24 protein-coding genes are annotated in these 23,499 nt (G+C 68.1%); 9 read left to right on the forward strand and 15 right to left on the reverse strand.

Annotation, left to right across the window (positions count from 1 at the left end; translation table 11 throughout):
* Both OXK16_03880 and OXK16_03885 read left to right on the forward strand, forming a co-directional pair.
* Positions 1–254, forward strand: a 254-nt coding sequence (locus OXK16_03880; protein ID MDE0375087.1) for a zinc-binding dehydrogenase, incomplete at its 5' end; no start/stop codon positions are given.
* A 161-nt stretch (positions 255–415) separates the two neighbouring features.
* On the forward strand, positions 416–1,195 hold the full coding sequence (locus OXK16_03885; protein MDE0375088.1) for a CPBP family intramembrane metalloprotease: 780 nt from the start codon (positions 416–418) through the stop codon (positions 1,193–1,195).
* Here OXK16_03885 and OXK16_03890 read toward each other — a convergent pair.
* Complete coding sequence (locus OXK16_03890; protein MDE0375089.1) at positions 1,146–1,763, reverse strand: hypothetical protein; 618 nt, start codon at positions 1,761–1,763, stop codon at positions 1,146–1,148. The genes OXK16_03885 and OXK16_03890 overlap by 50 nt on opposite strands.
* 79 nt (positions 1,764–1,842) lie before the next feature.
* Positions 1,843–2,991 carry a tricarballylate utilization 4Fe-4S protein TcuB gene (tcuB, locus tag OXK16_03895; GenBank protein ID MDE0375090.1) on the reverse strand — a complete coding sequence of 383 codons (1,149 nt, stop codon included), beginning with the start codon at positions 2,989–2,991 and terminating at the stop codon, positions 1,843–1,845.
* 131 nt (positions 2,992–3,122) lie between these two features.
* Between tcuB and tcuA the strand changes: the two genes are divergently transcribed.
* The gene (gene tcuA, locus OXK16_03900) at positions 3,123–4,517 is read left to right on the forward strand and encodes an FAD-dependent tricarballylate dehydrogenase TcuA (GenBank protein MDE0375091.1); all 1,395 of its coding nucleotides are present in this window, start codon (positions 3,123–3,125) and stop codon (positions 4,515–4,517) included.
* 63 nt (positions 4,518–4,580) lie between these two features.
* Here the strand turns inward: tcuA and OXK16_03905 are convergent, their stop codons facing one another.
* The 4 genes from OXK16_03905 to OXK16_03920 form a co-directional block, all read right to left on the reverse strand.
* Entirely contained in the window at positions 4,581–5,696 is a 1,116-nt protein-coding gene (locus tag OXK16_03905) for a hypothetical protein (protein MDE0375092.1), read from the reverse strand.
* A gap of 36 nt (positions 5,697–5,732) precedes the next feature.
* Positions 5,733–6,821: an SPFH domain-containing protein gene (locus tag OXK16_03910; protein MDE0375093.1), complete on the reverse strand. Its 1,089-nt coding sequence runs from the start codon at positions 6,819–6,821 to the stop codon at positions 5,733–5,735.
* A 185-nt stretch (positions 6,822–7,006) separates the two neighbouring features.
* The gene (locus OXK16_03915) at positions 7,007–8,008 is read right to left on the reverse strand and encodes a 2-oxoacid:ferredoxin oxidoreductase subunit beta (GenBank protein MDE0375094.1); all 1,002 of its coding nucleotides are present in this window, start codon (positions 8,006–8,008) and stop codon (positions 7,007–7,009) included.
* Complete coding sequence (locus OXK16_03920; protein MDE0375095.1) at positions 8,005–9,909, reverse strand: 2-oxoacid:acceptor oxidoreductase subunit alpha; 1,905 nt, start codon at positions 9,907–9,909, stop codon at positions 8,005–8,007. Before OXK16_03920 ends, OXK16_03915 begins: the two co-directional genes overlap by 4 nt.
* Before the next feature lie 329 nt (positions 9,910–10,238).
* On the opposite strand from OXK16_03920, the gene OXK16_03925 reads away from it, so the two are divergent.
* Together OXK16_03925 and OXK16_03930 are read left to right on the forward strand one after the other, a co-directional pair.
* Positions 10,239–10,493: a hypothetical protein gene (locus OXK16_03925; protein ID MDE0375096.1), complete on the forward strand. Its 255-nt coding sequence runs from the start codon at positions 10,239–10,241 to the stop codon at positions 10,491–10,493.
* A gap of 166 nt (positions 10,494–10,659) precedes the next feature.
* Positions 10,660–10,893, forward strand: coding sequence for a hypothetical protein (locus OXK16_03930; GenBank protein ID MDE0375097.1), 234 nt, complete (start codon positions 10,660–10,662; stop codon positions 10,891–10,893).
* Between the two features lie 19 nt (positions 10,894–10,912).
* On the opposite strand, the gene OXK16_03935 is transcribed toward OXK16_03930, so the two are convergent.
* From OXK16_03935 to lepB, 3 genes are all read right to left on the reverse strand, one after another.
* Entirely contained in the window at positions 10,913–12,301 is a 1,389-nt protein-coding gene (locus OXK16_03935; protein ID MDE0375098.1) for an amidase, read from the reverse strand.
* Positions 12,302–12,306: 5 nt separating this feature from the next.
* A complete protein-coding gene (locus OXK16_03940) occupies positions 12,307–13,590 on the reverse strand; it encodes a DUF3048 domain-containing protein (GenBank protein MDE0375099.1) in 1,284 nt (427 codons plus the stop codon).
* A 178-nt stretch (positions 13,591–13,768) separates the two neighbouring features.
* Positions 13,769–14,260, reverse strand: coding sequence for a signal peptidase I (lepB, locus tag OXK16_03945; GenBank protein MDE0375100.1), 492 nt, complete (start codon positions 14,258–14,260; stop codon positions 13,769–13,771).
* 86 nt (positions 14,261–14,346) lie between these two features.
* Here lepB and sodN point away from each other — a divergent pair, with 86 nt between their 5' ends.
* Complete coding sequence (sodN, locus tag OXK16_03950; protein MDE0375101.1) at positions 14,347–14,769, forward strand: superoxide dismutase, Ni; 423 nt, start codon at positions 14,347–14,349, stop codon at positions 14,767–14,769.
* Between the two features lie 660 nt (positions 14,770–15,429).
* On the opposite strand, the gene OXK16_03955 is transcribed toward sodN, so the two are convergent.
* From OXK16_03955 to metG, 6 genes are all read right to left on the reverse strand, one after another.
* Positions 15,430–16,191, reverse strand: coding sequence for an ABC transporter permease (locus OXK16_03955; GenBank protein MDE0375102.1), 762 nt, complete (start codon positions 16,189–16,191; stop codon positions 15,430–15,432).
* Entirely contained in the window at positions 16,188–17,144 is a 957-nt protein-coding gene (locus tag OXK16_03960) for an ABC transporter ATP-binding protein (GenBank protein MDE0375103.1), read from the reverse strand. Before OXK16_03960 ends, OXK16_03955 begins: the two co-directional genes overlap by 4 nt.
* Positions 17,141–18,061 (reverse strand): hypothetical protein, encoded by a 921-nt coding sequence (locus OXK16_03965; protein MDE0375104.1) that lies wholly within the window; start codon positions 18,059–18,061, stop codon positions 17,141–17,143. Before OXK16_03965 ends, OXK16_03960 begins: the two co-directional genes overlap by 4 nt.
* The gene (locus tag OXK16_03970) at positions 18,054–18,995 is read right to left on the reverse strand and encodes an ABC transporter ATP-binding protein (GenBank protein MDE0375105.1); all 942 of its coding nucleotides are present in this window, start codon (positions 18,993–18,995) and stop codon (positions 18,054–18,056) included. Before OXK16_03970 ends, OXK16_03965 begins: the two co-directional genes overlap by 8 nt.
* Before the next feature lie 259 nt (positions 18,996–19,254).
* Complete coding sequence (locus OXK16_03975; protein ID MDE0375106.1) at positions 19,255–19,527, reverse strand: hypothetical protein; 273 nt, start codon at positions 19,525–19,527, stop codon at positions 19,255–19,257.
* A 33-nt stretch (positions 19,528–19,560) separates the two neighbouring features.
* Positions 19,561–21,204: a methionine--tRNA ligase gene (gene metG, locus OXK16_03980; protein MDE0375107.1), complete on the reverse strand. Its 1,644-nt coding sequence runs from the start codon at positions 21,202–21,204 to the stop codon at positions 19,561–19,563.
* 94 nt (positions 21,205–21,298) lie between these two features.
* Here metG and OXK16_03985 point away from each other — a divergent pair, with 94 nt between their 5' ends.
* The 3 genes from OXK16_03985 (at position 21,299) to OXK16_03995 (ending at position 23,277) form a co-directional block, all read left to right on the forward strand.
* Positions 21,299–22,015, forward strand: coding sequence for a hypothetical protein (locus OXK16_03985; GenBank protein MDE0375108.1), 717 nt, complete (start codon positions 21,299–21,301; stop codon positions 22,013–22,015).
* Positions 22,016–22,605: 590 nt separating this feature from the next.
* Positions 22,606–22,854, forward strand: a complete 249-nt coding sequence (locus tag OXK16_03990; protein MDE0375109.1) for a hypothetical protein — start codon at positions 22,606–22,608, stop codon at positions 22,852–22,854.
* Positions 22,855–22,857: 3 nt separating this feature from the next.
* Positions 22,858–23,277, forward strand: a complete 420-nt coding sequence (locus OXK16_03995; GenBank protein MDE0375110.1) for a PIN domain-containing protein — start codon at positions 22,858–22,860, stop codon at positions 23,275–23,277.
* Positions 23,278–23,499: the final 222 nt, after the last annotated feature.

Raw genomic sequence — 23,499 nt, forward strand, 5'->3', positions numbered from 1 at the left:
GCCGGATCCCCAAGGCCCCGATGAACCTGCCCCTGCTCAAGGGATGCTCGATCGTGGGTGTGTTCTGGGGCGCCTTCGCCGAACGGGACCCGCAAGCCAACCGGGCCAACTTCGGCCGCCTCCTCGACTGGACCGCTGAGGGGATCATCGGCCCCCGGATCAGCGCCCGTTTCCCGCTGGAGTCAGCCGTGGAGGCGCTGGCCACCATCGAGAACCGGCAGGTGACCGGCAAGGTCGTGCTGAGTCCGGGCTGAGGCACGTCCGCGATCGCCCACGGAGGAGCCCTTGTTCCATCGGCGCCATCGATGGGCTCCCGAGCCTCAGAATCCGGGTCCGGTCCCGGCTTGTGATGAGCCGTGTTGCGTCCGGCGCAGCGTGGCGGGCAGGCGCCGGCTCACCTGGTGAGAGTGGAGTGATGCGGCCGCGTACGGACATGCGGAGCGAGGCAGTAGTCGTCGTATTGCTCACGGGCCTGGCGATTGCCTTGCCGTTCGCAAGGTCGGCCGGCATGGTTGCCGCGGGCGGGATCGCTGCGATCCTGCTCACAACCATCTCCTTCGTCCGCAAGATGCCCGCGGCGACGTCCATCGGCCTTCTGCTGGTGGCCTTCCTCCTGCTGGGGCTCACCGGCCTGCGGCCGAAACGGTTGTTGTTCGGTCTCGCCTTTGTCGTCTACGTAGGGGTCGCGTGGCGGCTGCCGTGGCTGCGTGAGGCTGTCGAGTGGCGCCGTGCCGGGTCTTGCAAGCTCCGGCAGGGAGCCGCCGCCGCGGCGGTCGGCCTCGTCGCGGGCCTGGCCCTATGGGCGTGGTACGAGCGGAGACCGGAGCAACTGGCCGACATCGTAGACATAACCCGGGACTGGTCCATCTGGACCGTCGCGTCGCTCGGGCTTCTCGCAGCCGTGGTCAACGCTGTGGTCGAAGAGGCGGTCTACCGGGGGATCATCCAGGGCTCGCTCGAGAGGGTCCTCCGGTCAGGCGCCACGACCCTTGTGATGCAGGCGGCCGTCTTCGCCGCCCTGCACTACCCCACCGGCATCCTGCAAGGACTCGCCGGAGTCGGACTCGCCTTCCTCTACGGCCTGGTGCTGGGTCTCTTGCGGCGGCGCTCAAGGGGTTTGGCCGTGCCGGTCATCGCGCACACCGTCACCGACCTGGTGATCGTTGGGATCGTGCTGGCTCGGTTCGTCGCATGACCCACCAGGCGGCGACCAGTGAACCGACGAGGTTGGCGATCAGGTCCTGCATATTGTTGGCGTAAGCGCCCACGCGGGCCTCCGTGAGGGTCACGCTGGCCAGGTACTCCCCGATCTCTATGAGGGCCCCGACCGTGTTGGCCCCCAGAATGACCACCACCGCCGCTCTGACGCCACCATCAGCAGCCAGCACCAGGCGCGTCGCCTCCCAAACGGCCAGCCCCGCGGCACCCAGACCGAAGACATGGACCAAGTGGTCGTACCGGATGAGCCCGAACCAGATCTGCCTGTAGAGAATGGCGCCGGAGATCTCCAGGTTGGCGCCCGCCATGTGGCCGAAGCCGACTACGCACAGCAAGACGAGGACGTGGGTGGAGAAGTGGACCCGCCCGTCGAGGTACATCATGAGGCCGAAGGCGAACACCATCCAGACCAGATAGGCGTACACCCCGGCCGCATCGGTAGCAATGCCGTACGCGGTCCACGTCACCACGTACAGGGCTGTCGATCCGGCCAGCACGGGATGCCGCCTGGCGGCTGCCGCCACCCAAGCTCTGCGAGAACTCACGGTCTGCCCGAGCTTCCCCCGACCCTGTCAACCTCGGAGAGGTGGGGACCGCCGATGACGTGCCGCGGGACGGGTCGCCTCAGGAGGATTCCGGCTCCGCGCGGTCTTCCAGCGAGTCCTGGACCAGGGCGCTCGTCCGGTAGGTGGCGTGGACGAACTTGCCGTACGGCAGGCTCACGAAGAAGGCAGCCACCAGCGCCAGATGCACCAGCAGCAGCAACCCCATGGCCGTGGTCGACCGCAAGGCGAGCAGCGCCAGTCCCGACCCGTTGACCAGGACGAGGAGGATGATGAAGTCCAGGTCCAGCCGCCGGGCCCCGGCCGCTTCGAGTTCCCCCCGGCTCCCGGCCCGCAACACGAGCAGCCCGGCGCAACCTGCGATGGTGGCGATCCCTCCCACCGTCCCGATTATCACCGGGGCGCTCAGCAGCGGGTAGGGAGGCATCCTTCCCAGCAGTTCCTGCCAGATGGCGGCGAGGACGGTGGCGAGGAAGGTGGCCAGGAATCCGTTGAACACCAGGGAGTGCATCACCAGCCGGCTCTTGGCGGGCGTTTCCTCGGGATACGTGCACCCCGGTCCTCCGCCGTGCATGTTCCTGAGGGTGAAGGCGGCGTATACGGCTTCTCTCATCGAGCCCGGATCGGGCCTGCCACCGGTGGTGTCCCTCCAGAAGGCGGCCAGGCCGGCGCCCAGGAAGATCAGGGCGAGGCCCGCGATCACCGAGGCCGGGATAGTCATCACCAGGAACGGGATCACCTCGTAGAACGCCTCTTCTGCGGCAGGCGGGGCCACGAGCCGGTCCCATCCGAGGATGAGCAGCCCGATCACCACGGTTACCGCCACCACGGCCGTCGCCAGCCAGGCCCTTCCTCGGGTCGGCCCCAGCAGGGCGGGCCCGAGAGCCTTGGGACGGGCGTAGCTCTTGTAGGTCTCCTCCCGGATGCGGCTCATCAACGGGGGGATGTCCACCGCGAACTCGTGCGGCGTGGCGTAGGGGCAGACGTCGTAGCAGCTGCGGCAGTCGTGGCACAGGTTGGCCAGGAAGAGGACGTCGCCCTCGCTGAACGTTGGGCGCCGCTCGAGGGCCGGGAAGACGGCGCACAGGCCCTCGCAGTACCGGCAGGCGTTGCAGATGTCGAATTGCCGCTGGGCCTCGGCGAGAAGGCCGCGCTCGAGGATTCGCGGCGGGTCTGTCTCGATGGCGACGCTTGCGGTCGGAGCGCTCATGCTCGTGATGGGCTGGCTCACGAAACGTACAATACAGCCATGTCCAGTAATCCGGTCGCCCGGAGTCCGCGGCGCATGCGGCCGGGACCGGCGGAACCCGGAGGCCCCGTGACGGCAGGTGAGGGCCCGCCATGAAGGCAGCGGCCGATGTGATCGTGGTGGGCGGAGGCAACGCGGGGCTCTGCGCCGCCCTCACCGCCCGCCGGTTCGTAGACAGGGTCCTCGTCCTGGAGTCGGCTCCCATCGACATGCGGGGCGGGAACACGCGCCACACCCGCAACATACGACACATCCACGCGGGCGGCGACGAGGTCCTGACCGGCGCCTACACCGAGGACGAGCTCTGGGAGGACCTCGTCAAGGTGAGCGACGAGGACATCGACGAGCACATCGCCCGGATGGTGATCAGAGAGTCCGATTCGGTTCCCGGCTTCATGGAACAGCACGGCGTCCACTGGCAGGCGTCCCTGAAGGGCACGCTTCATCTGTCCCGCACCAACCGGTTCTTCCTTGGGGGAGGCAAGGCGATGCTCAACGCCCTGTACGCGTCCGCCGGGAGGCAGGGGATCGACGTGCGTTACGAGACACCGGTGACGGACATCCTGGTGGACGGGCGCCGCGCCTCCGGCGTGGTCGCCCTCATCGCAGGCGAGCCCACCGAGCTGGCGGCCCGCTCCGTAGTGGTCGCGTCCGGCGGCTTCGAGGCCAACAAGGCCTGGCTCCGCGACCTGTGGGGCGAACCGGCGGACCGGTTCGTGATCCGCGGGTCGCCCTTCAACATGGGTGGCCCTCTCAAGGCCCTGCTCGATCGGGGCGCGCTATCGGTCGGCAATCCGAAGGGGGCGCACGCCATCAGCGTCGACGCCCGCGCCCCGGACTTCGACGGGGGGATCGTCACCCGGATCGACTCGGTGCCGCTGTCGATCATGGTGAACAAGGCGGGCCGGCGCTTCGCGGACGAGGGCGAGGACCTCTGGCCGAGGAGGTACGCCAGCTGGGGCCACCTGATCGCAGCCCAACCGGATCAGATCGCCTACTCGATATTCGACTCGCAGGTCAACGACCTCTTCATCCCGGGCCTGTACCCGCCGTACCGGGCGGAGACGCTTGACGGCCTGGCGGAGCTGGCCGGGCTCCCTCCTGATGCGCTCGAGCGGACGATCCGGCGGTTCAACGCGTCGGTCCCGGACGACCCTCCCTTCGACCACGGCGGCCTCGACGGGCGGAGCACGAGCGGCCTCGACATACCGAAGTCCAACTGGGCGCTGCGCATCGACCGCCCGCCCTTCTACGCCTACCCGCTGCGGTGCGGGATCACCTTCACATACCTCGGCGTCAAGGTCGATGCCGAGGCCCGCCTGCAGACCGGCGAGGGCCGGGTCGACAACCTCTTCGCCGCCGGAGAGATCATGTCGGGCAACGTGCTGACCGCCGGCTACCTGGCGGGCTTCGGTCTCACGATCGGCGCGGTCTTCGGCCGGATAGCCGGGTCGGGAGCAGGCAGACACGCCTCGTCGGGCGCCTGAATCTCCCGGTCGCGTGTTCATGACGAGGGGTGCCGTCCGGCACGGCAAACCGGCCTGAGCCTTTCATCGAAGGCCCCATAGGGATCGGAAGATGTCGGACACGTCGAGCAGGAAAGGTGCATATTCCCACGCCAGCACTGTTGCGGCCACCAGCGCGGCTGCGGCTGCGGTCAAGGCTATCTTGATCCGGCTCCAGGGGCGCTCGCCTTGTGTTTCTCCGGTGCGGGCGTTGACCAGGAAGCGGAACGGCTTGTTCTTGTACCGGTAGGCACTGATCCACACGGGCAGCAGGATGTGTTTGAAGGTGAGGTTCCTGAAGTCCGAGCGCATCGACCGGATCTGCTGCCTGTCGCCGCCTATGTCCCGCTTGATGGTCTTGCGTATCAGTTCGTCCATCTGCTCCCGGGCGTCGGCGAAGCCTTCTTCGAGGCCGATCTGGTAGCTCTCGGCGCGGAACCCGCTCATGTACTGGGCGTGGAACGGGATCAGATCGGAGAGGTCCCACGGCTCCAGGTTTTCCAGGTGGTCGTAGGGCAGGGAGCGGGTGGCCGGCACCAGGAGGTCGTCGAATGCGTCATGGACCGTGCCGCTGACCCGTGTCCATGAAGTCCGCGTGGTGGTCTTGCCGTTGCTCCTGATCTGCCTCACGGTTCCACGCCTGCCTGTGTAGTGGGTGGTGACTGCGGCGTCGAAGGTCCAGTACGGGATGTAGATGCCGGAGAGCGCCGTGTCCAACCGGACGCGCTTCTTGAAGTCGTTGGGAGCGAACCAACGCTTCGAGACCCATCGGCGGAACGACTCAATGGCAGTTCCACGGTCGATCTTGAACGGCAAGAGCGACCGCGGCTTGATCCGCTTGTGAGAGCCGCCCTCCGCCACGATGGTGGTGCCGCAGAAAGGGCAAGCGTCCGCGGACAGCCGGGCGTCTCGCTCCACCCTCGCGCCGCAGCCGGGGCAGGTTGCTGTCAGAACCTCTTCGGCTTCCTCCCCCTGCTCCAGGGATGCGAGCCACTCGCCCAGGTCCAGTTCTTCGATGTTGCCGTCGGCGCCGGCCGGCGGGGTCTCGGTGCCGCAGTGCTGGCAGACGAGCAAAGCCGCGCCCGGCTGGAGCTCGAGCGACGAGCCGCAATGTCCGCATGACAGCTCACGGGAATGGGACTCGGTCCGCGCCTCCGGCATGTCACGCTGAATAGGGGGAGTGTGGGTTCGGCGGACTCAAGGAGCCTGCGGGGGTAGCGGAGGAGGTACGGCAGCGAACAGCGGGGTCAGGCCCTCTACATCCGCTGCTCTCGCCCATTGGGGCATCCCCGACTGCCACACGAGCGTGTCACGGGTGACCTGTCCCTGCCTGATGTGTTCCGCAAGTGTGTCCATGTCGAACGGACCGGTCTGCTGCCCGTTGTCGGCCACGAAGAACTGCATGGCCTGGGGTATGGGTGGCGGGGCCGGTGGCTGTGTGGCGGCCTGGCCCATCTGGCTGCCCATCAGAAGGCCCATCCCCATTCCCACCGCGCTCCCCGCGGTGCCGGGGTTCTCGGCGGCGGCTTCCATGGCCGTGGCAGCCTGGAACTGGGAAAACGCCCCCAGGTTGCCGACCGCGCCCATGCTGGTCCGCTTGTCCAGGGCAGATTCGACCTCCTCGGGCAGCGAGATGTTCTCCACGAGGAACTTCGTGAGATCGAGTCCGTAGGCGTTGAACTCCGGCTTGACCCTTGAGGTCATGAAGGCACCGAGTTCGTCATAGTTCGAGGCTAGATCCAGAGCGGGGATGCTGCTCTCGCCCAGGAAGTCGGCGAACCGTGAAACGATCACGTTGCGCAACTGGGCGGTGATCTCGCTGGTCGTGTAGTGACCATCGGTCCCCACGAGTTCCCGCAGCAGGACGGCGGTATCACGAACGCGGATGGCGTAGGTGCCGAAGGCTCGCAGCCGCACCAACCCGAAGTCCTGGTCGCGGAGCATCAACGGGTTCTTGGTGCCCCATTTGAGATCCGTGAATTGCCTCGTGCTGACGAAGTAGACCTCCGCCTTGAACGGGCTGGAGAAACCATGCTTCCAACCCTGGAGGGTCGAGAGAATGGGCAGGTTGTCGGTCTTCAGGATGTATCGGCCGGGCAAGAAGACGTCGGCCAGCCGGCCTTGGTTCACGAAAGCTGCGGCCTGCCCCTCGCGAACCACCAGCTGAGCTCGATACTTAATCTGGTTGTCATACCGCTGAAAACGATAAACAAGTGTATCCTGGGAATCGTCGATCCACTCGACTATGTCAACAAGCTCGCCGCGGAGCTTGCTCCAGATAGCCATCCTCAGCCTCCTCGCGTCCCGAGCCACATCCGGTACTACAACACTAATCCTGAACGTCGGCGGAGCCTCGGCCTATGCCGATGCGTCTCGCATCTACCCATACAGACATTCCGTCGGTCTGATGTCCATATGGGTACGGCTTGTGGACATCTCCCGGGGAGAACGCCCGCAAGGGCGAAGGATCGTTACTCGACCGTCCAGGTGCCGAGGCTGGTGACCAGCTTGCCCAGATCGCCGCTGCCGCGGGCTGCCGTGGAGCGGGTGACGGCGTCCTGGAGGGCGTCGTCGTAGACGGGGCGGTAGACGTCGCGGAAGATGCCCAGGGGGGTCGGGCCGTAGGGTCCGTGGGCCAGGCGGGAGAGGGCGAAAGCCGCGGACGCGTCCTCGGCGTGCGCGTCGTGGACGATGATCTGCGACGGGTGGACCGAGTTCCGGTCGGCGATCGTCGCCCGGCCGCCGTCCCAGACCACGGCTTTCTCCTTGTCGGCGCCGAACACGACCGGCTGGCCGTGGACCAGGTCGATCCGGTTGGCGTAGCGCTCCGCCTTGCCGGTGAGTTGGATGAACGCCTTGTCGTTGAACACGTTGCAGTTCTGGTAGATCTCGATGAGGGCCGAGCCGCGGTGGGCGTGGGCGGCCTTCAGCATGGCGGTGGTGTGGTTCCGGTCCATGTCCAGCGTCCGGGCCACGAAGGTGGCCTCGGCGCCCAGCGCCAGGCTGACCGGGTTGAACGGGTAGTCGATCGATCCGCCCGGTGACGACTTCGTGGTCTTGCCGGGTTCGGAGGTGGGCGAGTACTGGCCCTTCGTCAGCCCGTAGATCTGGTTGTTGAACAGCAGGAGGGTCATGTCGATGTTGCGGCGCAGGGCGTGGATCAGATGGTTGCCGCCGATCGACAGGAAGTCCCCGTCCCCTCCGACCACCCACACCGACAGCGCCGGGTTGGCCACGGCCACGCCGGTGGCGATCGCCGGCGCCCGGCCGTGGATGGCGTGCATGCCGTAGGTGTTCATGTAGTAGGGGAAGCGGGCCGCGCACCCGATGCCGGAGACGAAGACCACGTTCTCGCGCTTGATGTCGAGCCCGGCGAAGAAGTTCTGGACCGCGGCGAGGATCGTGTAGTCGCCGCAGCCCGGGCACCAGCGAACCTCCTGGTCGGTCTGGAAGTCGACCCGTGTGTAGCTCATCGGCCTGCAATCTCCATGATCTTGGCGCTTATCTCGCCGAATTTGAACGGGACCCCCTCCACCTTGCTGAAGGAGATGACGGGCCGGACGAATTCGGCCTTCACCATCCGCGACAGCTGGCCGTTGTTCATCTCGGGGATCAGCACCTGGTCGTAGCTGCTCAGCACGGTGGGCATGTTGGGAGGGAACGGGCTCAGGTACCGGATCCGGGCGTAGGCGACCTTGGCGCCCTTCCGCCGGGCGTTGCCCACCCCCGCCTTGACCGCCGAGTACGTCGAGCCCCAGCTCAGCACCAGCAGGTCCGCCCCGTCGGGGTCGTCGACCTCCACCTCCGGGATGTCGTTGGCGATGTTCGCCACCTTCCAGGCCCTGATGTCGGTCATGAGCTGGTGGTTGTCGGGGTCGTAGGAGACGTTCCCCGTCCCCTCCTCCTTCTCGAGGCCGCCGATGCGGTGCTCGAGGCCGGGCATGCCGGGGATCGCCCAGCGGCGGGACATGGTCTGGAGGTCACGCAGGTAGGGCAGGAACTTGTCGCCGGCGTTCGGCCCGGTCGCGAACGGAACGCCGAGGCGCGGTAGGGATGCGATGTCGGGCAGCCTCCACGGCTCGGAACCGGTGGCGATGTAGCCGTCGGAGAGGAGGATGACCGGGGTCATGTACTTCACGGCGATCCGGGCGGCCTCGATGGCCACCTCGAAGGCGTCCGACGGGGAGGAGGCGGCGATCACCGGCAGGGGGGACTCGCCGTGGCGACCCCACACCGCCAGGAACAGGTCCGACTGCTCGGGCTTGGTCGGGAGCCCGGTCGAGGGGCCGCCCCGCTGCACGTCGACGATGATCATCGGCATCTCGGTGATCATCGCCAGGCTGATCGTCTCGCCCTTGAGGGACAGGCCCGGCCCGCTCGTGCCGGTGACGGCCAGCGACCCGGCGAAGGCCGCGCCGAGCGCGGCGCCCGCCGCGGCGATCTCGTCCTCGGCCTGGAAGGTCTTGACTCCGAAGTTCCGGTGGCGCACCAGCTCGTGGAGGATCTCGGAGGCCGGGGTGATCGGGTAGGAGGCGTAGAACAGCGGCAGGCCCGACAGCACCGAGGCGGCGACCAGCCCCCACGACAGGGCGGCGTTGCCGTTGACGTTGGTGTAGGTACCGGGCGGGAGCGTGGCAGGCCGCACCTCGATCTGGCGGGCGAAGCTCTCGGTGGTGATCCCGTAGTTGTACCCCGCCTTGAGGGCTGCCAGGTTGGCGTTCATCACCGGCTCGATCCGGCCGAACTTCTTCCTAACCCAGTCGGCGGTCACCTTGGTGTCGCGTCCGAACATCCACAGGAGCAGCCCCAGGGCGAGGAAGTTCTTCGAGCGGAGCACCGCCCGGCCGCTCACCCCCGAGCCCTTGACGGCTTCCTTCGTGAGCGTCTCCATCGGCACGCGGTGGACATCGAAGCCGGTGAGCGTGCCGTCTTCGAGGGGGTTGGTCTCGAAACCTGCCTTGTGGAGGTTTCTCTCGTCGAAGGCCTCCTCGTTGATGAGCAGGATCCCGTCCTCGCGCAGATCCCGGAGGTGGACCTTGAGGGCGGCCGGATTCATGGCCACCAGCACCCCGGGCCGGTCACCGGGGGTCAGGATGTCCCAGTCGGCTATCTGGAGCTGGAAGGACGAGACGCCGGGAAGCGTGCCGGCGGGAGCGCGGATCTCGGCCGGGAAGGTGGGCAGGGTGGCCAGGTCGTTCCCGAAGATGGCCGCGGCGTCCGTGAACCGGTTGCCGGCCAGCTGCATGCCGTCACCCGAGTCGCCCGCGAAGCGGATCACCATCCGGTCCGCTCGGTCGACGCTTACCCCGCCGTTGGTCCCTGTGACGCCTAGCGCCTCGGGCATGGGGCTGACCGGGTTGTGGTCGGTGTCCACCGTCCTTCTCTTTCCGTTCGATCGTGAAGCGCCCATCCGGGCGCGCGCTCGGCTCTCTCGGCACGCGAACACTCCGCACGGGCCGGACGGTCCATCCGGATGCGGATGCTCTGGAGTCTACCCCCTCCGTGCGGGCATGCGAGCGGTCAGTCCGGGGGTGAGACGCTGCCCGGCGTGACCTAACAAGGGTATTATCATCGCATCCGATTATATATACGGTTCCTACTGTCTGATATCAGCGATATATGGCCAGCTATCGGAACAGTGTGGCGCTGCCGGGGCATCGGCTCCGGTCCGGCATTACACTGGTGGCAGAAAGGACGCCCAGCATGCCCCCTCTCGATTGGATCGGAATCGTCACCCTCTTCGGCATCGCCGTGAGCATCAACTGGTGGGTGGTCAAGAGCCATTCCGACCGGATGGAAAAGCGCTTCGATGGACAGGAAAAGCGCTTCGATCGGCAGGAGAGGCGTTTGGAGAGGCTGGAGACCCTGATGCTCCGTCTCGTGCGCGACGTCGGCCTGGTCATGGACGCGATGGGCATCTACCCGGCCGCCAAGGCGAAAGCTAGCTCCGCGGAGTAGTCAACTCCGGCATCCCCTAACAAGGGTATTGTCAATACACCCGCTTAAACATAGAGTTACTGCTGTCTGATATTTGCGATATAAGGCTACTTGTTCAAACAGCGTGGCGCTGTCGGGGCTTCGCTCCCTGATCGGCGTTACACTGGTGGCAGAAAGGACGCCCAGCATGCCCCCTCTCGATTGGATCGGAATCGTCACCCTCTTCGGCATCGCCGTGAGCATCAACTGGTGGGTGGTGAAGAGCTACTTCGAACGGATGGAAAAACGCTCCGACGGGCAGGACAGGCGTCTCGAGAGGCTGGAGGCGATCATGCCCGGTCTCGTGGGCGATGTCGGCCTGCTCATGGGTGCGATGGGCATCTACCCTGCCGCGAAGGCGAAGGCCGGCGCCGGCGAGTAGGCCCGCACTGGTGACATCCTCACCCGCTTGACGGGACGGCGAGGCCGGTCCGGATCAGCCCGGCCCGTTCCAGCGCCTCACCCACACCCAGCAGCACGTTCTCTCCCCACCAGGGCGCCAGGAGCTGCACCGAGGGGGGAGGGACGCCCGGATCGGTCGTCGGCAGGGCGATGGCCGGGCATCCGGTCAGGTTCACCAGCGAGCTGTAGCCGTTCAGCACGTCCCGGTAGAAGTAAGGCTCGCCGTCGACATCGATCGTGTCGTTCCCGATGGTCTTGCGGGAGTGGCCGACCGTAGGGGTGAGCAGCAGGTCGTGGCGGCGGAAGGCCTCGCCCGCGGCCTGCCGCTGGGCGGCTCTACGACGCATCGCCTCGGTGTAGTCGTCGATGGTCACCTCCATCGCGGTCCCCAGGCGCTCCTCGAGGTCGGGACCGTACGGCTTGTCCGGGTCTTTGAACCACTCCCGATGCACGGCTGCTACCTCCCCGCCGACTACCGCGAAGTACGTCGGGTCGGGCACCAGGCCGGGAGCTTCCACCCGCTCGACATGCGCGCCCACGCTGCGAAGCCGGTCGCAGAAACGATCGAACGAGCGGCGCGTGGCGGCGGACGTGGGCGCCGCGGACAGCCATCCGGCCGGCACTCCGACACGCAGGTCCTGAAGCTGAGGGACCCGATCCGGAGAGTCGGGCGCCCGGGCCGATCGGGGGTCCTCGGGGTCGAGCCCTCTCATCGCCTCATACAGCAGCCGGGCGTCGCCCACGGTGCCGGTTATCGGTCCGACCGTATCGAGGGAACCCGCCACGGGGAGCACGCCGGTCAAAGGGACGGCCCCGTGGGTGACCTTCAAGCCGACCACGCCGCAGAGGGCGGCGGGAACCCGGACCGAGCCCCCCGTGTCGGTGCCGATCGCCACCGGCGACATGCCGGCCGCCACGGCCGCCGCCGATCCGCCCGAGGATCCCCCCGGCGCCAGGTCGTGATCCCACGGGTTGCGAACCGGCCCGAACCAGGGGTTCTCCGATGAGAACCCGAACGCGAACTCGTGGAGCCCGGCCCGGCCGATGATGATGGCGCCGGCCGCCTCCAGGCGCCGCACCACGGTGGCGGATGCCGTCGCCCTGTGCCGGTAGAAGGCCGACCCGGCCGTGGTCACGTGCCCGACGTGGTCGATCAGGTCCTTGAGGGCGATCGGCACCCCGCACAGCGGCCCCGTCGGCGAACCGTCACGCACCCCGGCATCGACCGAGTCCGCCCGTTCCAGGGCTCCCGCCCGGTCGATCTCCACGAACGCGTTGAGCTCCGGGTTGAGCCGCTCCGCCACGTCCAGGTATCGCTCCACCACCTGGCGGGCGGTCCGGTTGCCGCTCCTGACTGCCTCGGCTATGGCGACGCCGGTCCCGGGCATGGCCGTCACCAGACCAACCCGGCGGTCTCCGGGTAGATCATGATCCATGTCCGCCCGGCCGGCATGGTCACCGCCTCGCCCCCGGGCCCGGTGAGGGTGAACCAGTCGCCGACGTCGGCGCGACTCCACCGCCCTTCCTGAGCGAGGCCGTCCGCGAACACGATGGCGCGGTTCTCCCCGGTCGTGTGCCAGGCCGGGACGCACGAGCCGTCACCCGAAGGGCAGGCCGTGTAGCGCTCGGCCATCAGCACCACCAGCACGTCGGCCGCGATCTGGCCGGTGGTGCCGTCCTGGGCGATCCACTGGTGGGACACCCCCTCCACCGAACGCAGGTACTGGCTCCCGTCCCAGTGCCACACCACATCGGTGGTGTCCGTCCAGTCGAGGAAGATGTAGGTGGCCACGTCCATCGGCGAGGCGGTGGAGGGGCCCCGGTTGAACAGGGTCGGGGGAGGGCTCTGGTCGAGGCCCCGGTCCTCCGCGATCCGGCGGGCCTCGGCGGTGTCGGCATAGAGGTTATGGGGCGCCTTGCGCTCATTCCAGCGGTCGGTCAGGGGCGGTCCCATGTCTCCGATCAACGGTACGAGTGACTTGCCGACTATCCACGACTGGCCTCCGCTGATGGTCAGCGCCCCGTTGAGCGGCTTGATCAGGGTCGAGTCCGTGGGACGGAGCGACCGCACCGGGCCCACCCACGCGGAGTCGCTGTTATGGAACAGAGCGATGAACCTGGTGATCCCCGCCTCCACGACCAGCTCGAACACCGCGTCGGCCTCCTGGATTCCGGACTGGGGCCGGGAGTTCCAGTGGTTGTCGACCTTGACGGCGATCAGCTTGCGATCCACGAGCGAGGAGGACACCACGGGCAGGCCGCTGACCGGCGACACCGGGCCGGAATAGACGGTGGTCGACGGGGAGGTGTCCTCGGTTCCGGGGGTATCGGTGGGCTCCGGGGTGCCCGTGCTGGTCGTGGCGCCCGTCCCGTCCGGTTCGCCGGCCCCGCCGGTGGTGACGGCCGTGGTGGCGCCCGTGGTGGCGCCGGTGGTGGTGCCGGCGTCCTGTCCATCCGCCCCGGTCGTGGTGGCGGCGGTCCCCGCCTCCGTCCCCGTCCCCGCCTCCCCGGCCGGCTCGCCACCGGATCCCGGGTCGGATGCGGAGGTGCCGGCGTCCCCGCTGACCTGGGTGGACGTGTCGGAGGGGACGGTCGAGGGAACGGCGTCCTCGCCACCGCCACAGGCGACGGAGAGCACCAGCCAGACAGCCACGACCAGGAGGTTCTTACGGGGCATAGGTCTTCTCAGTCTCTCAGACTCGGAGGCCTATTCCAAGCATCCGAGTGACCCGGGGCGGGCGCGTCAGACCTCCTAGTGGTCGGTCTGTGTAGTGACGGTGTGGTATGGCGTCGGCAGCGACGGGGCGCCGATGGCCGCCATAGCACCCGTTTGTTTCGCAGACAGACCACTACCACTAGATACGCCCGGCTCGGCGCCAGGGCCAGTACCGCGCCACCGCTCTCGAGTGGACGCTCGGGTGCCGGATCGGTCCGAGAGTCCGGCTGTCGGCGGAGGAGTCAGCCCGGTTGTCGCCCAGGACGAACCAGGAGTCGGATGGCACCACCCACTCGCCGTCGGGACGGGTGGCGGCGTGCCACCACGGATCAGAGGCGGGCCGGCCCCCGATCATCAGCACCCCACCCTCGATGCCGACCGTCTCGCCGGGCAGGCCGATCACCCGCTTGACCACGTAGCGACCATCCGCCCGGAAGATCATGACGTCGCCCCGTGCGATCCCCCGCCGCTCCCACGTCCGATCGGTCATCAGGTGGTCCCCCGGCTCGATGGCGGGCATCATGGAATGGTCCACCACCCGGAAGCGGCGGTAGCGGGAGGCGAGCACGGTCGCGGCCAGTCCGACCAGGGCAGTGGCGCCCCGGCGGACATGCCGCCTCCGGGGACTCAAGGCGCGAGTATGGGTAGAGGCTGCATTTACGGGACACCGTTGAGTGTATTGTCTCCCTTATCCGGTAGACCACCAGACCCGAGGAGATGTTCATGGGGATTTTCGCACCATCCAGGCAGGCCCACGCCCACTGCGACCTGTTCTGTGGCGTCTATGACCCGGCCCAGGCCAGGATCGAAGCCGAGTCGGTGCTCCAGGCCGCCAAGAAGTACCACGGGAGCGATGACGAGGTGTTCCGCAGTCGTTGCGTAGCGGTCAAGGAGTCGCAGGCCGAGCTGGTCAAGCACCACCTGTCGGTGCTGTGGACCGACTTCTTCAAGCCCCACCACCTGGAGCAGTTCCCCGAGCTGCACGACATGTTCTGGAACGCCATCAAGGCGGCCGGCGACGCCAAGAAGTCGACCGACCCGGCCGTGGCCGAGGACCTGGTGGCCCAGATCGAGGGCATCGCCGAGGTCTTCTGGCAGACCCCGGAGTCGGCCAACGTGGGGCTGTACCCACCCTCCTGAACCGCCCCGGCGCCCACCCCTCCCACCAACCTAAGGCTTAGAACGCCACCGGTGGTGCGGTGTTCCTGAGGTTTAGGGCGTCGTGGGTGGTGTCTTGTGCCTCAAGTTCGTGGGCGGGAGCGTTCTCGAGGCTGGGGGCGTCGTGGGTGGTGCGGTGTTCCTGAGGTTTAGGGCGTCGTGGGTGGTGTCTTGTGCCTCAAGTTCGTGGGCGGGAGCGTTCTCGAGGCTGGGGGCGTCGTGGGTGGTGCGGTGTTCCTGAGGTTTAGGGCGTCGTGGGTGGTGTCTTGTGCCTCAAGAACCGAGAATCCCCGGAAAACTCGCGAAAATCGCGCCGAGGCGGCGCCCCCATCGGGCCCTCCCCCGCCACCACCTGTCCTGTGGGAGCGTGGTCGGCCATGCCCGGCTGGATGCCGGGAGATCGGCGGTTCGCTCCATGAGCTGTCGTGTTCCCTCGGTCCGGCCGTTCCGATCGGTCTCGCCTCATCGGCCGGTGTAGGTGCTTGGCGATAGGCAACATATGTCGGGGGTGTGACATAACTGACCCTTGCGGGGCAGACCGCGAAAAACCTGGTCACGGTTGGAGAAAGGTCGAGTAGCCGCGGCGCGGATGCGCACGAGGTTACGCGCATGGGAGCCCGAGCTACCTGCTCGGAGCGGCTGTCACTCGCCGACCAGGTCCCGCCGTTTCAGGATCGATCCCGTGAGCAGCACCGAGACCAGCGCCATCACCGCAACCTTGGCGGCGGCACCCCCCGCTCCGATCGCCACGCGGCCGAGTATCACGTCCACGGTGTCGTAGGTGTCGATGGTCATCGTGGCGAAGTCGGCCGAGGCCGAGACGACGATGCGGTAGATCGAGGATGCCTGTATCCCCCCGATGATGCTGGAGAGGATCCCCTCCCACAGGAACAGGTAGCCGAGGCCGAACAGGGTGGCCCGGTTGAGCACCAGCCCCAGGGGCACGAACAGGGCGGCCGAGGCCACGCTCTGGACGGCCACTCCCACCGTGGTGGACATCCCGATGGTCCAGTCGCCGCTCATCACGCCGGCCACCAGCCACGTGACCAGCACCCCGGCCTCCAGGATCACGAAGGAGGAGACGGCCGCGGCGATCAGGGCGCCGAGGGCGATCACAGCCCGAGGCACAGGCTTCAGGAGGAGGAAGGGAAGGGTGTGCGCCTTGCGCTCCTCGCCGAGGGCGGCGGTCGACACGACGAGGGCGGCGACCGGGTAGAGGGTGGCCATCCCCAGGCTGAACGTGAGGTCGTTGTACATCTCGGCAGCGAACGATCCGGAGCGCCCCAGGGACAGGAAGAACAGCAGCGGCGCCAGCGCCCCGGTCAGGAAGAGCATCGCGATCGACCGGCGGCGCCTCATCAACCGGCCGGTTACCGAACCGACTACCAGGAACAGGGCTCTCATCGGGGGTTCACCAGGTAGCGGAAGACGCTGTCCAGGGACTCGTCCTCGGGGGAGACCGCGGTGATCCGGGCTCCGGTATCCCGGGCGCCGGCGGCGATGTCGAGGCCGAGGGCCCGGGCGTCGCCGGTCCTGATCTCGATCCCGTCCCGGCCGACCCGAACCGACTCCACCCACTCTCCTCCCAGCAGCCTCCGCGCCAGCGGGCGCGGCCGGTCGGTGTCGATCCGTATGACGCGGGGCTTGTCGGACATGGCGTCCCGCAGCGCGGCCAGGGTTCCCGCCGCGGCCACCCGTCCGTCGACCATGGCCACCACCCTTCCGGCCATGCGTTCCACCTCCGCGAGGACGTGCGAAGAGACGATGATCGTCCGCCCCTGCTGCCCGAGGTCCAGGAACAACTCGATCAGGCGGGCGCGCTGGAGCGGGTCGGTGCCGTTGAGCGGCTCGTCCAGGAGCAGGACCTCCGGATCGTGGACCAGGGCCGCAGCCACCTTGGCCCTCTGGCGCATGCCCTTGGAGAAGGTCGACAGTGCCCGGTCGGCGTCCTTGGTGAGGTGGACGGTCTCGAGCGCCCGGACCGTGGCCGCTCCGGCGTCATTCACCTTCGACATGGCCGCGCTCCACCGGATGAAGCGCCGGGCCGTCATGTGCCCGTACACGGCTTCGTCCTCCGGGACGAACCCGAGATGCCGGTACGCCGCGGGCTTGCGGCCCGGATCTCTACCGAGGATGGTCGCGCTGCCCGCCGACGGCGTCAGCAAGCCGGCCAGGGCCCGGAGCAGGGTGGTCTTGCCGGCCCCGTTCGGACCGAGCAGGCCGGTCACCCCCGGCCCGAACGAGCAGTCCACCTCGGAGACCGCCACTTTCGCCCCGAACCACTTCGACAGCCGGTTGGCCACCACCGTGGGCTCGTCGACATGGAGGGCGTCGGTCGAGCGGTCGGGCGCCGTCACGTCAGCCTCCGGTAGCGCCAGCCGACCAGCGCCGCGCTCAGAACGGCCAGCCCGACTATGACGGCCAGCGAGATGCCCGGTCCGAATCCGGCCTGCGCCGGTATCCATTCGGCCGATTCGTGGACCCCGAAGATCCAGTCACGCACGTACCGGGGATGCTGCTCGGTGGCGAGCAGGGCCGCCCAGCGGGATCCGGGCGTGTCGTCCGTGGCCTCCTGGAAGAAGAGCGCCACCAGGTTGAGGCCCAGCGAGCCGATCAGGAAGGCGGCCGCGGCGGCGCCGACCCGGTTGATGAAGGACGCGGTGAGGAAGCTGAGCGATGCGTGCAGGACGAAGTAGGCGAGGGCTGCCAGCGGGACCTGCCAGAGGATGTCGGTGGTCCGGCCCAGGTACGACAGGAAGCCCTCCCGGGAGAGCGCGGCCAGCCCCAGGTGGAGCAGCAGTTGGGGCGCCAGCCAGAAGCTGAGGATCACGGTGGCGTACGCCAAGACCTTGCCGATCAGGTAGTCCCGGACGGCCAGCGGGCGCGAGAAGTACACGTTGAGGACCCCGTCGGTCCGGTCGGGGATCAGGAGCTGCGCCCCGGCGTAGGCCGCGAACAGCAGAGCCACCACCGAGATGAAGTCGAAGTAGCCCCGGTAGCGGGGGACCAGGTCCGTCAGCTCCTCGGCCGGGGTCTGGGAGGTGGCCCAGGTGATGGCGACCAGTATCAGCACCGACGCCAGCGCCACAGTGATGAGCGTCCAGGGCAGCAGCTTCCGTTTCGCCTTGCGGCGGAAGCCCATCACCCTGCGGAACCCCTCTCTCACGATGGCCCGCACCGCACCCCTTCTCCCGGTGCGGGTCCCGTCGTAGTGCCGGTAGCCGCGGTCGACGATGATCGCCTGGTCGCGGCCGGTCTCCCGCGAGTTAGACATTTGCTTCCCTGGCGGCGGCCACGAGCACGTCCTCGAGGCGCCTGAGGCTGGTTCCCAGCCTGCGGACAGACGAGCCCGACGACTCGAGGGCGTCGCGCATCACGGTGAAGGCGTCCTCGGATCGTGTCACGACCGTCACCACCGCCCCGTCCAGGGTGGCGGACACGCCCCGGCGGGTCAGCGCCTCGACCAGGGGCCGGGGGTCGCCGTAGACCTCCACGGACAGGCGGTCCCCCTCCCCCGGAGGGTCGAGGGGCGCCGAGTGGATCAGCCGCCCGGCGTCGAGCATCACCACCCAGTCGCAGGTCCGCTCGATGTCGTCGAGGATGTGGGACGAGAACAGCACGTTCATGCCGAACTCGCGGAACCGGGCTATCAACTCCAGCATCTGGTCGCGCCCGGCGGGGTCGAGACCCGAGGCGGGTTCGTCCAGGAGCACCAGTTCGGGGTCGTGTACGATGCTCTGCGCCAGCTTGACACGCTGTTGCATCCCGGTGGAGAAGTCCCCCAGATAGCGGAAGCGTTCCTCGTGCAACCCCACCAGGAAGAGGGTCTCCGAAGCTCTCCTCCGCGCCTCGACCGGAGGGATCCCGCCGAGTTCCGCGGCGTACGCCACGAAGTCGGCCGCGGTCTGGTCCAGGGGAAGGCACTTGTTCTCGGGCATGTAGCCGATCCGCTCCCGGAGCCCGGCCGGGTCCTCGGCCACCGGCGTTCCGAAGACCGAGATCTTCCCGTAGGTCGGCCGGATGAGGCCGAGCACGAGCCTGATGAGGGTGGTCTTGCCGGCGCCGTTGGCCCCGATGAGGCCGGTCACTCCGGGCTGGACGTCCAGGTCGACGTCCTCGAGCGCCCTGATGTTCCCGAAGCGCTTGTAGAGGCCGCCGGCCTCGATGATCGGCGCGCCGGCCTCCGGCGTGGTCCCGCGTTCGGTCACGAGCCCGCTCTCACGCGAGCGCACCGTGTCTCATCCGGAAGTCCTTTCGGGAGCATCTCACCTGGCTCGCCCTTGGCCGCCGGGCGGGCGGTGCGAGCATGAACTCTACTGTTCTAAGGGTCGCGCCAGATGTCAATGGGGGATGGCCCTCGCGATACCCGGATCGCCGGGCGGAACATCGGGATAGTTCCCTCCGATCGGCCCTACAACCGGTCGGGTTGCCGGGTGTTAGACGCAGACGGCGCGCTCTCGAAGCCGTTCAGCCCGACGTGGGACCCGGGTCTTCCCGGCGGCGCCGGGAGCGGGACGACCTCTTGTCCTTCATCTTGGCGGACCGGTCCGCCATCCAGGCGCGCACCCGCGCCAGGAGCTCCCGGGCCCACCTGAACTCGGAGGACCACACGAGCAAGCCCGCCACCAGGAGCACGGTCCCCGGAAGGATGGGGAGTACCAACCCGGCCAGTGCCAGAAGGATGAGGAGCCCGCCGCCGATGGCCACCAACACCCTCCGGAGGTTCTTCTGGACGCTCATCTCTTCGTGCCTGCCACGCCGGCTCGGGCCCGCTCAGCCGCGGCTCTCCGCCTCCACCTTCCGGTAGAGAGGTGACACCGCGCCCAGGCTGGTCCCGGCGGGAACCGGAGCACCGGCCCATCCCAGTTCGGCGACGGTGCCGGGCAGGCCCAGCATCGAGTGGAGCCGTTCCGTGGTCACGGGCAGGTAGGGGGCGAACGCCAGCTTCAGGTGGTTGATGGCGTCGATGGAGTTCTTCAGGACGGTGGCCGCCGCCTCCCGGTCGGTCTTCACCAGCTTCCAGGGCTCGGTGGCGTTCAGGTAGGCGTTGATCTTCGCCGCGCCCTCCATCGCCGTCCTGAGCCCGGCCCGCAGCTCGACCCGCTCTATGTGGGCCGCCACCTGGTCGAGGGTCCGCCCGGCCGAGTCCAGGACCTCCCGGCCCATGGCGGTCTGCTCGCCCGGTTGCGGGACCCGGGCCGAGAACCCCGACCGGGTCATGGAGAGCACCCGGTGGACCAGGTTGCCCCAGGTGGCCACCAGCTCGTCGTTGATGCGCCGGTCCAGTTCCTCCTCGGTCATCTCGGTGTCGTTGTTCTCGGGCAGGTTGGCGGCCAGCCCGTAGCGCAGCGCGTCGGGCTCGTAGATCTCGAGAGCCGCGCCGATGGTCAGGCCGATGCCCCGGCTCGCCGAGGCCTTCCCGCCCCGGAAGGTCACGTACTGGTTGGCGGGGACATTGGTGGGCAGCTCCAGGCCCCCGTACCCCATCAGCATGGCCGGCCAGATGATGGTGTGGAAGGGGATGTTGTCCTTGCCGATGAAGTAGTAGTGCTCCGCCTCGGGGTTCTCCCACCAGTCCTTCCAGGCGTCGGGGGTGCGCTGGATCTTCGCCCATTCCTTGGCGGCCGACAGGTAGCCGATCACCGCGTCGAACCAGACGTATATCTTCTTGCCCTCGCCGAGGCCCTCCACCGGGATGTCTACCCCCCAGTCGATGTCCCGGGTGATCGCCCGGTCCTGGAGCCCCTCCTCGATCCAGCCCAGAGAGAAGTTCAGCACGTGGCGCCGCCAGCCCTTGCGGGAGCGGAGCCACTCCTCGAGGCGGTCGGAGAAGTCGGGCAGGCGCAGGTAGAAGTGGTCGGTCTCCCGCCGGACCGGGGACGCCCCGGACAGCTTGGAACGGGCATCGATCAGGTCGACCGGGTCGAGGGTGCGGCCGCAGCCGTCGCACTGGTCCCCGCGGGCCTCGCCGTAGTCGCAGTGCGGGCAGGTGCCCTCCACGTAGCGGTCGGGGAGGAACCGGCCCGCGTCCGGGTCGTAGAACTGCTCGGAGGTCCGGCGGTCGATGTGGCCGTTCTCGTGCAGGCGGCTGAAGATGTCCTGGGTGACGTCGTGGTGGTTCCGGGTCCCGGTGGACGTGTAGAGCTCCCACTGGATGGCCAATGCCTTCCAGCCGGCCACGAACTCGGCGTGGTAGCGGTCCACGATCTCCTGCGGGGTGACGCCTTCCTGGTCGGCGCGGACCGTGATGGGGGTGCCGTGGACGTCGCTCCCCGACACCATCAGGGTGCGGTTGCCGGCCAGCCGGTGGTAGCGGGCGAAGATGTCGGCGGGCAGGTAGGCGCCGGCCAGGTGTCCCAGGTGCCGGGATCCGGATGCGTAGGGCCAGGCCACGGCCACGAGGATGTTTCGAACCATGCTCCTAGGGTACCGGAGTCGTACCACCCCGACCGCGCAGGGGTGCCGCACGGTGGGATTCCCCGCCGCCGCCCGGGCCTACGATTGGGCGGCTATGAGTGCTGTGGCCTCCCTGGCGGCCGGCGTGGTCGCCACCCTGTTCTGCGTCGATCTGGTGCGACGCTATCGGGCCTCGCCGAGCCCCCACACCGCCGCGTACGCGGCCGGTATCGGGTTCTTCGCCCTGGCCACCTGGGCCCTGTTCGTGGGGACCGCCACCGGGTGGACCTCGGCCAGCTACCGGACGTTCTTCCTGTTCGGGGCGATCGTGAACATCCCGGTCCTGGCGCTGGGCTCGATGTTCCTGGTGGTGGGGCGGAGGGCCGGCCACGTGATGCTGCTGCTCATGTTCCCGTTCTTCGCCATCGCGCTACCCACCACCCTGGCACAGCCGTTCGATGCCGGCGAGCTGCCCCCAGGCGGGGTGCCGAGCGCCCGGGACCTGTGGGCGGACGTGTTCGGACCCCGCCTGTGGTCGATCATCGGCGGGCGTCTGGGCGGAACCATCATTATCCTGCTGGCCTTGGTGTCGCTGGTCCGCTTCCTCCGCAAGAACCCGCGGCTGGTGTGGGGCAACCTGGCCATCGTCGCGGGGACGCTGGCGGCCGCCACCGGGGGGACCATCCTGGCCCAGGGTGCGGACTGGGGGTTCGCCGCCTCGCTGCTGGTGGCGGTCACCTTCATCTGGGCGGGCTACCGCATCGCCTCCGGCGCCCGCCGCGCCCGCCCCGCCACAGCCGAGGGTGGGGCACAGCCCGTCCGGCGAGAGTGATCAGGTCGGGTCTCAGCCCTCCCGCTGCGGGAAAGCGATCGCCGGGACTGGCCCCGCTATTAATAGTTGTGGGCCGATCTCTTAATAGCTTCGGAGCCGGTTGAGGAGAACTGAATAGACGGACCGTGCGGGAGACGGGTCGCTACGAGGTCGCGACTCTCGGAGGGCGAGCAGGTTCGCGCCTTCATCCCGCCCCCGCCGCCGTCCCGAGTCCCGAAGAACGCGAAAATCGCCACGAACCGGCGTCCCCGCAGGGCCCGGCCCCCGCCACCACCACCGTTGGGTTCGGAGCGCGGCCGGCCATGCCGGGCTCGCCGCCGTCGTGACCGGCGGCAGGCGCTCCGCAAACCTCGAATATGTTCCCTCCGGACCGGCCGGACCGATCGGTTCTCGCAGCGTCGGCCGGTGCAGGTGCTTGGCAATGGGCAACGTATCGCGGGGATGTGACAGGTTCAACCCCTCTGTTCCACTCCTCCTGTCCCTGCCGGTTTCCCAGGGCGGCACGATCGCCGTCTCTGGGGAAAGGGCCGCTAGCCGGACCCCCCCATCGGCATAACCAATGCCATGCTGACTATGCTTGAATGCCAGGTATGAGAACGATGATCGTGCTCCCGGACCACCACCATGCCGAAGCCAAGCGCGAGGCGGCTCGCCAGGGAATCTCTCTGTCCGAGTACATCCGTCGTCTCGTGGCTCGTGACCTGGGCAAGGACGCTCCCGCGAGCGACCCGTCGGTCATCTTCCGTCTGTTCGACAGCGGCGGATCGAACATCGCCGACGGTAAGCAGGCGATGATCAGCGAGGCAATCGACCGCCAGTTCAGGGCCAAAGGTATCTGAACAGTGCCTCCGGTGTTCGTGGACACCAGCGTCTGGTACGCCGCCGCGGCCGACGGCGACGCCCACAGCGAGGTTGCCCGGTCCCTGCTCGCTGACAACGCCGGGACGCTGGTGACCAGCGACCTGGTACTCGCCGAACTGTGGAACTTGGTGAACGCGCGAGCTGACCATCGCACCGCCAATCGCCTCGTTTCCTCTATCGCGGCCGGCATCGCCCGAGTCGAGTGCGCGACCGACGAGGATCTCGAGGCGGCCGCCGGCGCGCTGGCAGCTTTCCCCGACCAGGCGTTTTCCCTGACCGACCGCACGAGTTGGGCGCTCATGGAGCGCCTGGGAATCACCGACGCCCTTGCCTTGGACGCCGACTTCCGCATATACCGTTACGGGCCCGGGCGCCGGCGAGCATTCTCAGTGCGCCCGTAGCCGGTGGCCACGCCTGACACCTGACACCGCGGGAGGGACGCCGTATTCCTGGCAACGTTGCCGAAGCACGTCGGCAAGAAGGGCACGAGGGCCCGGCAACACGGGAAGCGCTAGCCCGACTCGGCCAGTTCCTCCGCCGCAGCGGCAGGGGCAGGGTGCGCCGGGCCGTCGCCCTCGCTGTCGGGTGCGCCGGCCAGGGCCGGTTTGGGGGTGCGGGTCTTG

It is taken from the genome of bacterium (assembly GCA_028821235.1).
In the GTDB taxonomy this organism is placed as follows: domain Bacteria; phylum Actinomycetota; class Acidimicrobiia; order Spongiisociales; family Spongiisociaceae; genus Spongiisocius.

Bases quoted from the DNA above. Each gene is read 5' to 3' on its own strand.
- OXK16_03885 (MDE0375088.1), top strand. From the start codon at position 416: ATGCGGCCGCGTACGGACATGCGGAGCGAGGCAGTAGTCGTCGTATTG.
- tcuB (MDE0375090.1), bottom strand. From the start codon at position 2,991: ATGAGCGCTCCGACCGCAAGCGTCGCCATCGAGACAGACCCGCCGCGA.
- tcuA (MDE0375091.1), top strand. From the start codon at position 3,123: ATGAAGGCAGCGGCCGATGTGATCGTGGTGGGCGGAGGCAACGCGGGG.
- OXK16_03905 (MDE0375092.1), bottom strand. From the start codon at position 5,696: ATGCCGGAGGCGCGGACCGAGTCCCATTCCCGTGAGCTGTCATGCGGA.
- OXK16_03910 (MDE0375093.1), bottom strand. From the start codon at position 6,821: ATGGCTATCTGGAGCAAGCTCCGCGGCGAGCTTGTTGACATAGTCGAG.
- OXK16_03915 (MDE0375094.1), bottom strand. From the start codon at position 8,008: ATGAGCTACACACGGGTCGACTTCCAGACCGACCAGGAGGTTCGCTGG.
- OXK16_03925 (MDE0375096.1), top strand. From the start codon at position 10,239: ATGCCCCCTCTCGATTGGATCGGAATCGTCACCCTCTTCGGCATCGCC.
- OXK16_03930 (MDE0375097.1), top strand. From the start codon at position 10,660: ATGCCCCCTCTCGATTGGATCGGAATCGTCACCCTCTTCGGCATCGCC.
- OXK16_03935 (MDE0375098.1), bottom strand. From the start codon at position 12,301: ATGCCCGGGACCGGCGTCGCCATAGCCGAGGCAGTCAGGAGCGGCAAC.
- OXK16_03940 (MDE0375099.1), bottom strand. From the start codon at position 13,590: ATGCCCCGTAAGAACCTCCTGGTCGTGGCTGTCTGGCTGGTGCTCTCC.
- sodN (MDE0375101.1), top strand. From the start codon at position 14,347: ATGTTCATGGGGATTTTCGCACCATCCAGGCAGGCCCACGCCCACTGC.
- OXK16_03955 (MDE0375102.1), bottom strand. From the start codon at position 16,191: ATGAGAGCCCTGTTCCTGGTAGTCGGTTCGGTAACCGGCCGGTTGATG.
- OXK16_03965 (MDE0375104.1), bottom strand. From the start codon at position 18,061: ATGTCTAACTCGCGGGAGACCGGCCGCGACCAGGCGATCATCGTCGAC.
- OXK16_03975 (MDE0375106.1), bottom strand. From the start codon at position 19,527: ATGAGCGTCCAGAAGAACCTCCGGAGGGTGTTGGTGGCCATCGGCGGC.
- metG (MDE0375107.1), bottom strand. From the start codon at position 21,204: ATGGTTCGAAACATCCTCGTGGCCGTGGCCTGGCCCTACGCATCCGGA.
- OXK16_03985 (MDE0375108.1), top strand. From the start codon at position 21,299: ATGAGTGCTGTGGCCTCCCTGGCGGCCGGCGTGGTCGCCACCCTGTTC.
- OXK16_03990 (MDE0375109.1), top strand. From the start codon at position 22,606: ATGAGAACGATGATCGTGCTCCCGGACCACCACCATGCCGAAGCCAAG.